Below are 14,469 nucleotides of genomic sequence, written 5' to 3' on the forward strand. Positions count from 1 at the left end.
ACCGCTATAAATGCTTTGGCTGATTTGGCGCTTGTTGGAGGGACTGGGTATGCAATTTCCAACGCTATGTCATGTAAAAATGAAGCTCATGGTGGCGATGGTGATAAGCCTAACCTACTCGATCCAACAGCTGAAGATCATATAATTTACGGCGATAAAACTGGTGGTGGACATCGAGCGGGCACAGGTAACCCCGGCAAAACTGAGTTTCCAACTGATTGGTCTGACGACAAAATCAAAGGAGAAATTTCAGATGTTGCTACTGACCCGGCATCTTCTGTTTCACCAGGACGTAATGGGCGCCAAGTTGTAGAAGGAACTCGTGATGGGATTGACATAACAGTAATTGTTGATTCGAACGGTCGGATCGTAACCGGCTTTCCTACTAATGTCCCTCGAAATCCACGTTGAAATATAATGGAATCAAACTTTGATGAAGTAGAAGTACTGTTGTCTAAATTGTTAGAAACTGCGGCACCTGTATTGTCGGAGTCTGAATGTGCCGAGGTTCAGAGTTTTATTGATGTTGGCGAATATGGTCTTGCTTTAGAAACTGCGGTACACATATTCGCCGAGGAAAAAAAGATTGCATCTGCTGGTTTGGTGGCGTTGATTAGTCGTTTAGTAGATTTAATGTCATTAGATTCATTACAGTTGTTACAGAGGCTACCACGACCAGACGACGAGAAATAGTCAAGGCCGTAAGGCGGAACCGCCCACAGGTACCGCCGGATTGTTTTAAACCCAAAGCTGCCGCGAACAGCACTCGGAGGCGCTGGCCTCAAATCAAATCTTCCTTATTACAGTTTGGGTTCCAGTTAAACCCATTCGACTTGTCCGCCTCTTGCTGAGCATAAGTATCTACACATCTTTTCCTAAAAATTGCTGAGCGGTTGCCTTCAAACTATCCAGTTCTTCTTGAGAATAGGCATCCATGATTTCAAGCATGGAGAGGAAGACCCACAGCCCCGACAATAGTGCTGGATTCGTAAACTCCTTTTTGTGGCGCATTTGCCTGCCGCTGAGCTTGATCAGAAATAGTCTTAATTCAGCCGCTTCCTTACTTTTGTCGGCGGCTATGGCCCAAACCGTAACACAGGCCATGCTAGCCACCAAGAGGCGTTTGGCAATGGCCAGGGCTGATTCTTGTTGCCACGATTCGAGGTGGTGGCCTGCCGACTTGACCAGTTTGAAAAAACACTCGATTTGCCAGCGCCAGTAGTACCATAGCGCAATAGTCGAAGCATCGACATCTTTTACATTGGTCAATAGCAGCCATTCCGCCAACACCTCACCTTCGTCGGACAAGACGCGACTGACCACCAGCCTTGCCGCTACAGGAATGCCAGGCACAGCCGGCTTTTTGCTTTTCTTCTGACTGGGTTTGGCGGGACGGGTTAGCGTCACATCGGTTTCTGCCACCCACTGCCAATAAGTCTGACCCTGATAACGGACTTCCCGAGTCTTGCTGAACGTGTTCGGCGACAATTATCCTGTCAGTTTGCTCGCCAAATACCGGACAGTCGGCTGGGTCACAGGATGCCTTAACTATATGAAATTGGATAGCGACCCCGACCGGCGGCTTTTGGCTAATTTGGTGAGGTCTCCAATGACTGCTTTGTAGCCCTCCAGTTCGCAGAATCTGGATTTGGCTGACTGTCCGCTTTGGAGAATTGCGTCCGGCCGGTTTGGGTCGATTTGACACAGTGACGAACGGCAGCTCTCGGGAATCGGAATTCAATGACAGCTTTCCGGCGATGAATCTGAAGAGAAGACGGTCGCCTGGCGACCCCTTGCTGACACTCGCGCTTCTCCAAACCGGCCATTCGGCCGAAGCCAGATTCTGGGATTGAAGGGCTACAAAGCCGCCGTTGGCGACCTCAACCAAACGGCCATAACCGGCCGTTGAGGATGCCGGCGAAATTTTCCATTCCTAAGTTCAGCGAATGGCAACTTTTCGGCAAGCAGTTTTGCGTTCTCTTTGGCTTGACCCGGCCAAAACCCGCGGGTCGGGGTAACCTTCCAATTTAAATAGTTAAGGCTAGCTTTAACCCAGTCGGGCTGTCCGCTATTCGGCGAGCAAATTGAAATTATCACTGCGTCAATACGGTAGAGTCGAGATGTGGCGCGGTAGCGTAAGATTTGGCCTAGCTGTTACCGCCTCTTTCGATTGGCGGTGCCTCAATTGCAGCACCTTAGCCCCGGTTCCACACCCACCGGGCCGACGGGGCTGTCACCTGTACCCGACTCCCACAGACCGTAGCGTGCGGATTTTCCGGCTCTGACTTTGGTTTAGCCTGATATAGCTTTAAATGGTAGCTCCGCTCCAACTGAGCCCAATAGGTGCTAAAATTGGTATTGACAATTTTCGATTGGTACAAAATAAAGTCATGCCCAACAGACCATGCGATTACTCCCTTCCCAATCCAACTGCAGATACGGCTGATGTCATCATCGAGATTCGCCGCCAAGAAGCCTTACTCAAGACGGGAGCATTGCAGAACGCGATTTTCAACAGCGCCAATTTCTCCAGTATCGCTACTGACGCAAAGGGCGTCATTCAGATCTTCAACGTGGGCGCAGAACGCATGCTGGGCTACGCGGCCGCCGACGTAATAAACAAGATCACCCCGGCTGAAATTTCAGATCCACAGGAAGTGATTGCTCGCGCTGAATCATTGAGCAACGAACTCGGCACTCCAATTACCCCAGGCTTTGAGGCATTGGTTTTTAAGGCCTCACGCGGAATTGAAGACATCTACGAACTGACCTACATCCGAAAGGATGGCAGTCGTTTACCGGCGATGGTGTCAGTCACGGCGCTACGTGATGATCGAGGTGCTATTATCGGCTACCTGCTGATCGGTACCGACAACAGTGCTCGTAAGCGGGCTGAAGAGGCGCTATGTAAAGCGGGAGCATTGCAGAACGCGATTTTCAACAGCGCCAATTTCTCCAGTATCGCTACTGACGCAAAGGGCGTCATTCAGATCTTCAACGTGGGCGCAGAACGCATGCTGGGCTACGCGGCCGCCGACGTAATAAACAAGATCACCCCGGCTGAAATTTCAGATCCACAGGAAGTGATTGCTCGCGCTGAATCATTGAGCAACGAACTCGGCACTCCAATTACTCCAGGCTTTGAGGCATTGGTTTTTAAGGCCTCACGCGGAATTGAGGATATCTACGCGCTAACTTACATCCGAAAGGATGGCAGTCGTTTACCGGCGATGGTGTCAGTCACGGCGCTACGTGATGATCGAGGTGCTATTATCGGCTACCTGCTGATTGGTACAGACAACACCGAGCGGAAAAAGGCGGAAGATGCTATCCAGGCCGCCTCTCAATACGCACGCAGTCTGATTGAAGCGAGTTTGGACCCGTTGGTGATGATCAGTGCGCAAGGCAAGATTACTGACGTCAACGCCGCTACGGAACAAGTGACTGGAATACCCAGATCACAGCTGATCGGCAGCGATTTTGCGAACTATTTTACCGATCCGGTGAAAGCGAGCGAGGGCTATCAGCAGGTATTCTCGCAAGGATTTGTGACCGATTACCCCTTGGTGATTCGGCATGTGTCCGGAAAAGTGACCGACGTACTCTATAACTCCAGCCTGTACCGCGATAGCAATGGCAATGTGCTTGGCGTGTTCGCCGCTGCGCGTGATATCACCGAGCGCAAGCACGCCGAGGAAATAGCCCAGACCGCCTTGCTTGCCAAGTCGCAATTCCTTGCCAACATGAGCCACGAGATTCGTACCCCAATGAATGCAATTCTGGGATTAACCCGCATGGTGATGGAATCGGACCTGAAACCGGAACAGCGAGAACAACTTGAAAAGGTCCGCAAATCAGGCAAAGCATTGGTGCGGATTATCGACGATATCCTGGATTTTTCCAGAATCGAGGCCGGACGCATGGCGATCGAACGGATTCCGATGCGGTTAGAGGCTGTACTCCTTGAAGTTACCGAATTGCTTGGTTTACAGGCCGAGGAGAAGGGGCTTGAATTGTTCATTGAAATCGATCACGACACCCCTCTGCTGGTGATGGGTGACCCGTTTCGCTTGGTGCAGATACTTAATAATCTGGTGGGTAACGCCATCAAGTTCACCGATCACGGCGAGATTAAGGTCGGAGTAAGGGTCAAACACCAGGGAGATGGTACTATCACGTTACAATTCAATGTGCGCGACACCGGCATGGGTATCTCGCTCGAGCAGCTGAGCACCCTGTTTCGACCCTTCTCTCAAGCAGATTCCAGCACCACGCGTAAATTCGGCGGTAGTGGTTTGGGGCTAGCTATTGTCAAAAAATTAGTAGAGTTGTTGGGCGGACAGATAACGCTGGACAGCACGGTCGGCAAGGGGACTAACGCCACCTTTACCATTAAGGTCGGCATAGCGTCTGAAGACATGCATAACATTGCGCAAATAGGCGGTAACTCGCTAAATATGTATGGCAAGCGAGTGCTGGTGGTTGATGATCAGGCGACTTCACGCGAGATACTTTCGCTCTTGCTGAAAGCATGGGGCATGGAGGCAATCGAGGCCGAAAATGGAGCTGAAGCTCTGGCAAAAGTCGCAGAAGCATACAGGAGTGGGCAACCTTTTTATGCCTTGTTGCTTGATTGGAGCATGCCTGGCATGAGCGGTTTGGAGGTGGCGGTCGAACTGAGGGCGCAAGAAGAAAAAAGCCGGCAGACAACGCCATTGCCGATCTTAATGATTACGGCCTACACCAAGCAGATGCTGTTGCAATACCCTGAGGCCGTTTACTTTAACGGGGTGCTTGCCAAACCGGTAATACCTTCCTGCCTGTTCAATGCCTTGTTGCGCGGTGAAGTTCGCAGTATATCTGCTGTGGAAGAACCGAATACCCAACGATTCGACGGCATCCGCGTGCTTCTGGTGGAGGACAATGAACTCAATCAGGAAGTCGCCGCCAGTATTATCAGAAAACGCGGCGCAACCCTCACCATAGCCTGGCATGGCGGTGAAGCTGTTGCCCTGGTGCAGCAGCAAACTTTTGATCTGGTACTGATGGATCTGCATATGCCGGTTATGGGCGGTATCGAAGCCACTCGCCAGATTCGTGAACTTGCGCAAGGGAAAAATCTACCTATCGTCGCCATGACGGCAGCCGTTTTGACGGAAGACCGGGAACGCTGCATAGCTGTTGGTATGCTCGACTTTATACCCAAGCCGGTGGAGCCCGAAGACATTGTCAGAGTGCTCCGCGCTTACACGAAGCCGGGGGCGGAAATTCCACCCGCTGCGCTGCCCGTAATTCAGGAAAGCGAAGCGGTGTTTGATTGGGCGAAAGGCTTGAGTAGATTGGACGGCGACTATGCGCTACAACAGCGCTTGCTACTCAGTTTTATTGCTGGCTATAGCGACTTAATCCCACGCCTGGACGCGTTGCTGACCGAAAAGGCTGCCAACGAAGCCATTGAGCTGATCCATGCCGTAAAGGGGGTTGCCTCCAATCTGGGCGCAATGGCACTGAGCGACGCCAGCTTCAATTTGCTGGAGGAATTGCGGGCTTCGGCACCGCCGCCTTCTCACTCCACGTTCGATGCCATCCTGGTCGAGACGTTCGGACAGATGCAGCAATATATCGACGACTACGTGCAACCCGACCGGATTTTGGCGGCGACGACTATATCGGCTTCATTAGCGGATGCTTTGCGTTCTCTCGAACCGTTTATCATAGGTCAGGAAATAATCCCCGCCCCATTACTGGATGTCTTGCGACAACTCGCCACTGCTGACATGCCGTATTCCCTTCTTGTACGGGAGTTACAACAGCAAATTGATAACTTCGAACACCCAGAAGCATTGGCTACCTTGACGCTATTGAAAGCCAAACACCTGGAACAATGATGAGTGACGGCAACCGAATTCAAAACAAGAAGCCGCTTATCCTGCTGGTGGACGATTTGCCAACTAATTTGCATGTTATGGTATCTGCTCTCAAGTCGAATTTTCGTCTCAAGACGGCCACCAGCGGTGCGTCTGCTTTGGCGTTACTCAACCTTCAGACTGATTTACCGAAACTGGTTATTTTGGATGTCAAAATGCCTGGTATGAGCGGCATCGAGGTTCTGGGTCGCCTGCGTGACAACCCGTACACGCTTGCTATTCCGGTCATCCTGGTGAGCGCCGACCTCTCGGAACAAAACGAGCTGGCCGGACTGAACCTGGGCGCGGACGAATATCTGATTAAACCTATTTCCAAAGACACACTGATCATACGCGTACATAATCTGATTCGGCGTAGCGAAGAACGGAGCAAACTGCGCTTAGCAGCGTATGTTTTCAATTTCAGTGGTGAAGCCATCATGATCACCGATCGCAACAACCATATTCTCGACGTCAACGCCGCCTTCACAAAGTTGACCGGGTATGATAATGCCGATGTGCTAGGCCGTAACCCCAAGTTGCTATCTTCAGGACGCACCGCTCAGGAGGAATATCGAATATTGTGGGAGGCTATCCTGAAAGACGGTTTCTGGCAGGGTGAGATGTGGGATCGTCGCAAGGATGGCAGTGTTTATCCCAAGATGATGACGATTTCCGTGGTGCGTGACAGGGTTGGGGATATCGAATTTTATCTGGCAAATTTCGTCGACATTAGCCGCTACAAAGAATCAGAACAGCGCATTGAACACTTGGCTCACCATGATCCCCTAACTGGTTTGCCGAACAGGCTGCATTTGCAGATATTCCTGGAGCAATCCATGTTGATTGCCAGGCGCAACTCGGAGCAGCTGGCGGTGATGTTTCTTGATCTCGATCGTTTCAAGAACGTCAATGATACGCTCGGTCATTCGGTTGGAGATGAGTTGCTGATACAAGCGGCCGCTCGTCTCAAAGCGTGCGTACGGGACTACGATACTGTAGCGAGGCTGGGCGGGGACGAGTTCGTGGTCATCTTGCGCGGCCAAGACATAGCGGTGAATGCCGCCATCGTCGCCAAAAAAATTAACCTACACCTTAGCCAGCCCTTCCTGATCGACGCAAACACATTGCGCACCTCGACCAGTATCGGAATTGCGCTCTATCCCGACAATGCGGATCAGATTGATGATTTGATGAAAAACGCCGATACGGCGATGTATATCGCTAAATCGGAGGGGGGTAATGTATTTACTTTTTTTTCATCGGTAATGAACCTGCACGCCCATGAAAAGATGAGAATGGAAAACCAATTATATGATGCGATTGAAAAGCAAGAGTTACACCTGTATTACCAAATGCAGGTAGACCACTTACATCGGCCATTGGGTGCTGAGGCCTTAATTCGCTGGCTGCATCCTGAGCGAGGCCTAGTGCCCCCCATGCAGTTTATTCCTTTAGCGGAAGAGTCCGGGCTGATCCTGCCAATCGGGCGATGGGTACTGGATACCGCTTGCGCCCAACTCAAAGCATGGCAGGACGCGGCACACACGCGTGATCTGATTCTATCGGTGAACGTGAGTCCCAAGCAATTTCGGCAGGATGATTTTATTACTCAAGTCCAAGAGATCGTGCAGCGCCATGCCATCAACCCGGCACGGCTTAAGTTGGAAATTACCGAAAGCGTATTGTTAAAAAATGTCGAAGACCTTATCGTAACCATGAATGTATTGAAAGCACTTGGCGTCCAGTTCTCGCTGGACGACTTTGGTACCGGATATTCATGCTTGCAATACCTCAAACGTCTGCCACTTAATGAACTAAAAATCGACCAATCGTTCGTACGTGATATTACCAGCGACAGCAATGATAAGGCGATTGTACGCACTATCATTGCCATGGCGCAGAATCTGAATCTGGATGTTATCGCTGAAGGAGTCGAGACCGAAGAACAGCGGCGGCTTCTCATGGACAAAGGGTGCTCTCACTTCCAGGGTTATCTTTTTAGTAAACCAATTCCGATTGATGATTTCGAAGAATTGGTTAAAACTCTTAACGATTGCCCATAAGCGTTAGCTAATTTCACTAGTTGCGCTGGCGTCACTGTTCAAAGTCAGTGTCAGTATGGGTAATAAAGTAAATGGCTATTACTGAGTTGCAGGTTGGACTCTTGGTGTTTGAAAAACAAAACCATCAGATCTAACGGAACACCTGATTTATTAAGGTTTTGAGCTCTGTAAATCTAACCAAGGTATTACTGAACCTGCAACTTGTTCATAGCCATTATAAAGTAAGCGGTTGTGCGATCCGGGGGCAGTTTTGCAGAGCAGAAACCAGCAATACAATTGGGTTTTCGCGAAAATTTGAATTTGTTTGGCATCCCCAAAAATCCTCGCTGACATCGGCATTGACAAATGTTGTGGTTTGATTTTGACAGTTCGATTTGTCAGCTGGCCGATTGGTTGAGGTCACCAATGGCGGCTTTGTAACTCTCCAGTTCGCAGAATCTAGATTTGGCTGACTGGCCGCTTTGGAGAAACGCGTCAGGCAGGAATGGGTCGGTTGGACTCAGTGACGAACGGCCGCTTTCAGGTATCGGAATTCAATGACAGCTTTCCGGCGATGAATCTGAAGAGCGGACGGTCGCCGAGCGACCCATTTTTGCCAGTCGCGCTTCTCCAAAGCTGCCTGTCAGCCAATCCAAACGCTGTAAACTGGATGTCTCCAAAGCAGTCATTGGCGACCTCACCCTATCGGCCAGTTTGAGACAGACGCTAGTTTCCAGTTAACGGCTGCTTAACCTTGAAAAGCGGTCATTCAGAAGACGACAGTGATCGGTATGCTTTAAGCGTTTGTAAATCCTAAAATAAACTTAAAAATACCCGCTTCGCGACGAATTAAACTTCTCAAGCCTAATGCTAAAAATCTGGGCTCTTTATGCAGCCCTTTTTTATAGGTATCTTCGATTTTTACAGCGTCCTCATTATCTGTAGGAAACTGACGAACAACTAATGATTGCAGTTTATGGACGAATTCAAGGGTAAGTTTGAATTCGTCGGTGTTGTCTTTAACCTTACCCCATGCCGTTTCAAAAGATTCTCTATGAATGTTCACCGGGATTTTTGTTTGGATACCATTCAAGTCGGCCTGTTTGACGGCAAACGAAAACAGCCTTTCATCGAAATAAACCACATAAGGACTAATCGACAAGCGGAATAAGTTATCGCAGTGATTTTCAATGATCAGGTCAGTACCTGTAAACAAACCAGCCAGACTTATCAGCTCTGTTTGCAAAGCAAAGTTGCGTTTTACCTCAATCCAGCCAAAAGGATGAAAATTAATATTTTCCTCAACGGTTGCAAATTCAAAGCCACGTAAGTGCGAGGCTAAGCCCAATAGAATCGCTAATTGTCGTTCAGTTAAATTTATCTCCAACGGTTTTTCTTTACCCAACACGCCTGCCAGCAATGGCATCCGATGATCGATAGGCAAGGTCAATCCGTACTTTGGCGGCTGAAACAAATAACGGCTGGCAAAACTGTCCGGCAAAGCCATTAACTCGGTTGCAAGTGCCGAACTATCATCAGAAAAATCTTTTACCAATGCCTTGATATACGGGATTTTTCCGTCAATTGTCTCGCCCCGCACCATATCTTCTATCGAAAACCAGGCCAAACGGTCGTCAGGTTTGATTTTCTGGTGCAAGAAAAGACAGCCCTCCAACGTTAAGTCAATATAGAAAATTTCCAGATAATATTCAGTCAACGCATGATTGGGCGCAGCGCCTTGAACTTGCCGATAAGGCTTCAAAGTGCGCCAGGGTTTGAATGTGTAATGCAAGTCAAAGAGTAAGCCAGCTTCTTCCCGTAACTCTCGTTTCAGGGTAGACGTCAAGGCATTCTTGATTAACCCGGAATTGGGCGATTGCAATTCTCTAAGTAACGAAACCTTGCCACCGATTGGTACATCATTTTGGTTAGCCCGGCCGCCGATTAACCCATAGTCGCCTGCTGATTTATCATGGCGTTTTTGTGTGTCTTCGCGCTGGTAAAACAAAACCTTGCCATCCAGTTTTATAATGCTCCAGGCGACGTAACAGTAACGGATTGGTTGAGCGTCGTTGCCGGCGTGATTCTCCAGCCGGACGTTTTCGACAATCCTCAGCACATCGCGTTGCTGATTCTTTTTATCGCTGGAAATACCTTGAGTATTCCAGAAATTAGCAGCAAAAAAACGCGATTGGCTGTCGCACATTGTCGTTAGCACCGATGTTGCCATTAATTGTGCGGGAAAAGATACAAAAGACCATTCGCCTTCTAACAGAAGATCGGCCTTTAGTACTGACAAGCTATCCAACAGACACTCGCAAAGCAACACCGTGTTTTCGGCGATACCCACATCAATATCGTGCTGCTTGCGCAGCGTCTCAATCAAACTACCTCGCTTAACACCATAAAAATCGCCTTCCTCTTCGGCGTAACGCGGCATTGCGGTAATCAGGGTTTTAATAAGGTTTCTGGTCATAAGTAATTCAAGGGGGCTTGCGACTCATCTCGTTGTTATTTAGCGTGTACTTCCACATCGATAATCGCTTCCGCCAGTAGATGGGGATGATTATGTAAAGTCGTTTGATTCGGAGTTTCTTGCAACAAGGCCAATACCTAGGATTTTTAGCGGGAATGTCTGCGTATTGCTCTGAATAATAGGCCCAGCGTGCCATCAGCCGGAATGCTCAGGCTTTTGGCGGCAAGACGCGCAGCTGTGTCATCGGTCAACAGCAGGCAATCGCCGAACTCAACGCACAAATGCAAAGCTTCTTGTTCAACGATATGCAAGGTGTAGAGTGGCTTCAGCGCCTTGACCAATGGGGAAGACATTAGCGGGCTTTGCCGAGCAAACAGCGTTGGTAATGATGCCATTGCCTGCGGACGATGACGCTGCAGTTTCAGCAAACCGCTTCGGGTACAATAACCTTGCCAAAATCGGCCAGAATATCGTGACAAGCCAATTCATCCAGATGAATGAGTAGTCCCGCGTCGGCAACGACGACCGGGCTAATCTTGACCACGCAGGCCCCACGCGTATGAAACGCTCATTCATCGTTTCAAGATGCGATTCCAGATAACGGCGCATGGATTCGGCAATCAATTCGTCCATATTGGCGACCCAGCCTTGCTGAATCATTTTTTACGGTGGTCATGATGGTTATGACTCTGCAAAGCTACGATTGTAAATATGACTGGCAAATTTTAGTAAAAACTCAGGCTGAGCGTAATCAAAAAAAGAAAATGTATAGTGCTTTGATATGTAAACTTGATTTGGATTGCGATTATTTTCTAGGGCTATATCTTTTTTTTCATCATGCTCTGAAGTCAAAAACCAAAATGAGTGATAAAGTCCGGTAATAAAAAAATCATCGCCTTTAGCTTTTAATTTACCTTTATCATTTTGTAAATCATGCAGTATGTTATGAACCTGAATTCCCTTGGTCTTGGTCTTTTCATTAAAGTATGAAACATAGTGCTTAACCAGCGGAATACGCTTTTCTTTAACGATTAGTTCAGACTGTTTAAACGCTTCGCTTTCCTCGCTTTTATTGAACAACAAAAACAGATTTTTTTCATAGCCCTTTGCTTCATTGCCTAAATCAAAAATTGCCCGCATATTGCAAATGAATAAATAAGCAACGTCATGTTCATTCAGATTATTAAAAATAGCAGTGGAATTATGGGTTATCCAATTACGAGTCATTTTCATTATCCATGAAAATGCAAGCGTTATTTGGTTATCATCTATTCTTTTAGGCTCAACCGATTCTTCCCATTCGTGCGCTAACGTTCTGATAAAGAGTTTATACAATGCGGCTTTGTTACTGGGTTCACGCAATGGTAAAAAGTTTTCTAAAACATCCAAATAATCATCTGCATCCAAGAAAGCTGGCTTTTTATCATCCTTGCTGAATTTGTCAAAACGTAAACTTTCCTTTAATGCTTTTAAATATCGACAACCTTTAATAACCCCTCGCCTTAAAATCGCATAATCAGATTCTCGTTCTTTAATCCATTGCCTTAACTTCACATACTCAGGATCGCTTTTTTCAAAGCCTACGACTTCTGGAATATAAATGTCATCGCATTGTTTTTTAAAACCGCTAAAAGAATTCTTTTCTCCGGTCATAAAACACATCTTTTCAGCGGGAAACCCTAAATGCACCAAGTCATTAAAAATATAAAAACCGGCATTGATATGAAATTTTTGTTTTTCTTGCGAATCGTTGGGGATAAGCAAGTCAAAATCGACATTATTATCCAAGCGAATGTCGATAATTACTGCATCAACTTTTCTGGCTAACTGGTTGTTTGCCTTAAAATCAACATAATCAAAATAATGACGGCACAAAAAGACGCAATGCAAAGCCGAATTTTCTTTACAAAAATTTTCCAAATCACTGGGTTTACTTAATAAACTCAGCTCATCTTCATCCCAGTTGTCAAAACTGATTAAGTCCTGAAACATCAGGTTTAATGTGGCTTTGCCTCGGTCAAATCCTCCCCCAAAATCTTCAATCCATAAGATATTCATACTTCCCCGTCAAATAAGGCTTTATTTAAAATTAACTCCGCTATAAAAAGCTGATCTTCGCTTTTACAATTAAATTGTGCTTGGTCGCCTAATAGTTCAACCAATCGCTTGATAAATGCCAAGCCTTTGTGGGTACCGGCTAGGTTGCTGGTCGCATTGGCTTTGCAATGATTTTTAACCGAGAACGCATAGTTGCCTTGCTCTGCCAACTGCCAGCTAATTTGAATGCGGTTCTCACCATCCCAATATTTTAAAGCGTTTAAAATAAGCTCAGAGGTGATGGCAAACAACAAAGAAAAGCGGATTTGATTAACGCCAAAATTTAGCTTATCGCAGTCTACTATAGACACATCAATTGCCGAAATATGCTTAAGCGTCCAGGCATAGAATACATTAACACCTTGACTGTCGACATTAAGCGGCAAAACTTCTTCAATAAAAGACTTGCGCGTTGCCTTTATTAACGCCGTTTCCGGGTTATCAAGCAGCTTTCTTAACTCGCTGGTATCGCTCATAAAAATGATGCGGTTTAGCGATTGCCGTAAGGACGAAGCAATCACCAACCTAAGCGTTGCTTCCCCCGTGTGATCTTTTTGCCAGGATTGTTTAAACTCTTGCGGGTCGCTGATCGACTGCTTAAAGGTGTCAATCAAGCAATCGGTCAAGGATAGCGTGGAAAACAATGAAGCAATTTTGTTGATCGCTTGATAGTGCTTGGTGTCTTTTTCGTAGACCTCGCCACCTAACAAATGAATGGCTTGTCTAAGCGATTCCGGCGCAGTGGCGAGGGCATTACGCATGGTGTGAGTAAAGAAAGAGAGCATTTCTTTTTCTTTTTCATGTATAGCACGATATGCTTTTTCCTTTTCCTTAATTTCTAATTCAAGTTGTTGGTTTTTTTCTTCTAATTGCTCGGCCAGTCCAATAGCGGTTAAGCAAGTGTCTTTATAATCTTTTTCAGAATCAAAGGCATCGCTATATACTTCTGTAATAGCTTGTTTTGCCAATTCAAAGTTTTTCATCTTAATTTGACAGTTAAGCCATTGATAAATTATTTTTCCTTCTGAACCACCGACCAGTTCGTACCAATAAGCAGCTTGACTATAATCCTGTTCAACTCCATACCCATAATAGTAACAATCTCCTAAGCAAAGTTGAGCATCCAAATTATGATTTTCTGCGGCTTGTTTATACGACTCAAATGCTTTGACATCATCCTGTTCAACTCCATATCCATATCGATAACAATTGCCTATGTCATATTGAACACCTGGCTCTAGTTCGGCAGCTTTTTTGTACCACTCAAATGCTTCTACATAGTCTTGTCTAGCATCTTCAAGTCCATATTGGTAAATACGCCCTAACCACCATTGACTATTAGCGTCCCCTTGTTCAGCTAATCGTTTGCACTTTTCAAAATGTGGTTCTATAACGGTTATTTCGTTGTTTGTAGTCATTAATTCGACCTAACCTGTGTGCTTGATAAGTTTAAGTTTCGCCATGGAGCATCCATTCGTCATTTTTTTAAAAACGGCTTCAGGTAATCTTTTCATGTCAGTATTCTCGATGATTTACGCTTGATTCGTTTGGTTAAATATCCTGTCGTAATCACTGTGCTATCGTGATTATCATTTTATGTTCATCTATAAATGGAAATAGAAATTACCTGATTTTGAAGCTGCTGGTATTCCGCCATGAATCCGCTTTCACAACATGGTGTGTAGTATGAGATAAATTGCCAGCAATGTAATGGGAGAACTGTGGGAGTTTTTGGGTAGTATCGAGAACAATTTAACGTACTGAAGTGTATCGGTATAATCTATTTTATGTAGAAGAAGGTTTGGTGACTAAAGCTAATTGATATTGTCATTTGGAATCTTGCACCCAGCTACACAATAGGTAAGGTAGTCCTCATGCTTTGGCTGGTAATGCTAGTTGGGTCCCCAGAACGACTGTCCGCTATGCCTGGTGAACCAGTCTGTCA

At 46.6% G+C, this 14,469-nt stretch carries 10 protein-coding genes; 4 read left to right on the forward strand and 6 right to left on the reverse strand.

Annotated features, from left to right (window positions below; translation table 11 throughout):
- Nucleotides 1-15 precede the first annotated feature (15 nt).
- Both GO003_RS18605 and GO003_RS18610 read left to right on the forward strand, forming a co-directional pair.
- Nucleotides 16-411, forward strand: coding sequence for an EndoU domain-containing protein (locus GO003_RS18605; RefSeq protein WP_231089076.1), 396 nt, complete (start codon nucleotides 16-18; stop codon nucleotides 409-411).
- Nucleotides 412-417: 6 nt separating this feature from the next.
- Complete coding sequence (locus GO003_RS18610; protein WP_159659462.1) at nucleotides 418-693, forward strand: MafI family immunity protein; 276 nt, start codon at nucleotides 418-420, stop codon at nucleotides 691-693.
- Between the two features lie 168 nt (nucleotides 694-861).
- Here the strand turns inward: GO003_RS18610 and GO003_RS18615 are convergent, their stop codons facing one another.
- Nucleotides 862-1,488, reverse strand: a complete 627-nt coding sequence (locus GO003_RS18615; RefSeq protein ID WP_231089077.1) for a transposase — start codon at nucleotides 1,486-1,488, stop codon at nucleotides 862-864.
- A 902-nt stretch (nucleotides 1,489-2,390) separates the two neighbouring features.
- Between GO003_RS18615 and GO003_RS18620 the strand changes: the two genes are divergently transcribed.
- Nucleotides 2,391-5,888 carry a PAS domain S-box protein gene (locus GO003_RS18620; RefSeq protein ID WP_159658287.1) on the forward strand — a complete coding sequence of 1,166 codons (3,498 nt, stop codon included), beginning with the start codon at nucleotides 2,391-2,393 and terminating at the stop codon, nucleotides 5,886-5,888.
- Nucleotides 5,888-7,972 carry a GGDEF/EAL domain-containing response regulator gene (locus tag GO003_RS18625; RefSeq protein ID WP_159658288.1) on the forward strand — a complete coding sequence of 695 codons (2,085 nt, stop codon included), beginning with the start codon at nucleotides 5,888-5,890 and terminating at the stop codon, nucleotides 7,970-7,972. Before GO003_RS18620 ends, GO003_RS18625 begins: the two co-directional genes overlap by 1 nt.
- 775 nt (nucleotides 7,973-8,747) lie before the next feature.
- On the opposite strand, the gene GO003_RS18630 is transcribed toward GO003_RS18625, so the two are convergent.
- The 5 genes from GO003_RS18630 to GO003_RS18645 form a co-directional block, all read right to left on the reverse strand.
- The gene (locus GO003_RS18630; protein WP_159658289.1) at nucleotides 8,748-10,427 is read right to left on the reverse strand and encodes an NUDIX hydrolase; all 1,680 of its coding nucleotides are present in this window, start codon (nucleotides 10,425-10,427) and stop codon (nucleotides 8,748-8,750) included.
- Nucleotides 10,428-10,573: 146 nt separating this feature from the next.
- Nucleotides 10,574-10,780 carry a hypothetical protein gene (locus tag GO003_RS18635; protein WP_231089078.1) on the reverse strand — a complete coding sequence of 69 codons (207 nt, stop codon included), beginning with the start codon at nucleotides 10,778-10,780 and terminating at the stop codon, nucleotides 10,574-10,576.
- Nucleotides 10,781-10,848: 68 nt separating this feature from the next.
- Nucleotides 10,849-10,971 (reverse strand): hypothetical protein, encoded by a 123-nt coding sequence (locus GO003_RS26260; protein WP_269144425.1) that lies wholly within the window; start codon nucleotides 10,969-10,971, stop codon nucleotides 10,849-10,851.
- A 137-nt stretch (nucleotides 10,972-11,108) separates the two neighbouring features.
- On the reverse strand, nucleotides 11,109-12,485 hold the full coding sequence (locus GO003_RS18640; protein ID WP_206444743.1) for a hypothetical protein: 1,377 nt from the start codon (nucleotides 12,483-12,485) through the stop codon (nucleotides 11,109-11,111).
- Nucleotides 12,482-13,942: a sel1 repeat family protein gene (locus tag GO003_RS18645; RefSeq protein ID WP_159658290.1), complete on the reverse strand. Its 1,461-nt coding sequence runs from the start codon at nucleotides 13,940-13,942 to the stop codon at nucleotides 12,482-12,484. The genes GO003_RS18640 and GO003_RS18645 overlap by 4 nt, the downstream gene beginning before the upstream one ends.
- Nucleotides 13,943-14,469: the final 527 nt, after the last annotated feature.

The sequence above is a fragment of the Methylicorpusculum oleiharenae genome (assembly GCF_009828925.2).
Classification (GTDB): Bacteria; Pseudomonadota; Gammaproteobacteria; order Methylococcales; family Methylomonadaceae; genus Methylicorpusculum; species Methylicorpusculum oleiharenae.

Coding starts and splice junctions, on each gene's coding strand:
- GO003_RS18645 (WP_159658290.1), bottom strand. CDS start 13,942: ATGACTACAAACAACGAAATAACCGTTATAGAACCACATTTTGAAAAG.
- GO003_RS18620 (WP_159658287.1), top strand. CDS start 2,391: ATGCCCAACAGACCATGCGATTACTCCCTTCCCAATCCAACTGCAGAT.
- GO003_RS18635 (WP_231089078.1), bottom strand. CDS start 10,780: ATGTCTTCCCCATTGGTCAAGGCGCTGAAGCCACTCTACACCTTGCAT.
- GO003_RS18610 (WP_159659462.1), top strand. CDS start 418: ATGGAATCAAACTTTGATGAAGTAGAAGTACTGTTGTCTAAATTGTTA.
- GO003_RS18640 (WP_206444743.1), bottom strand. CDS start 12,485: ATGAATATCTTATGGATTGAAGATTTTGGGGGAGGATTTGACCGAGGC.
- GO003_RS18625 (WP_159658288.1), top strand. CDS start 5,888: ATGAGTGACGGCAACCGAATTCAAAACAAGAAGCCGCTTATCCTGCTG.
- GO003_RS18630 (WP_159658289.1), bottom strand. CDS start 10,427: ATGACCAGAAACCTTATTAAAACCCTGATTACCGCAATGCCGCGTTAC.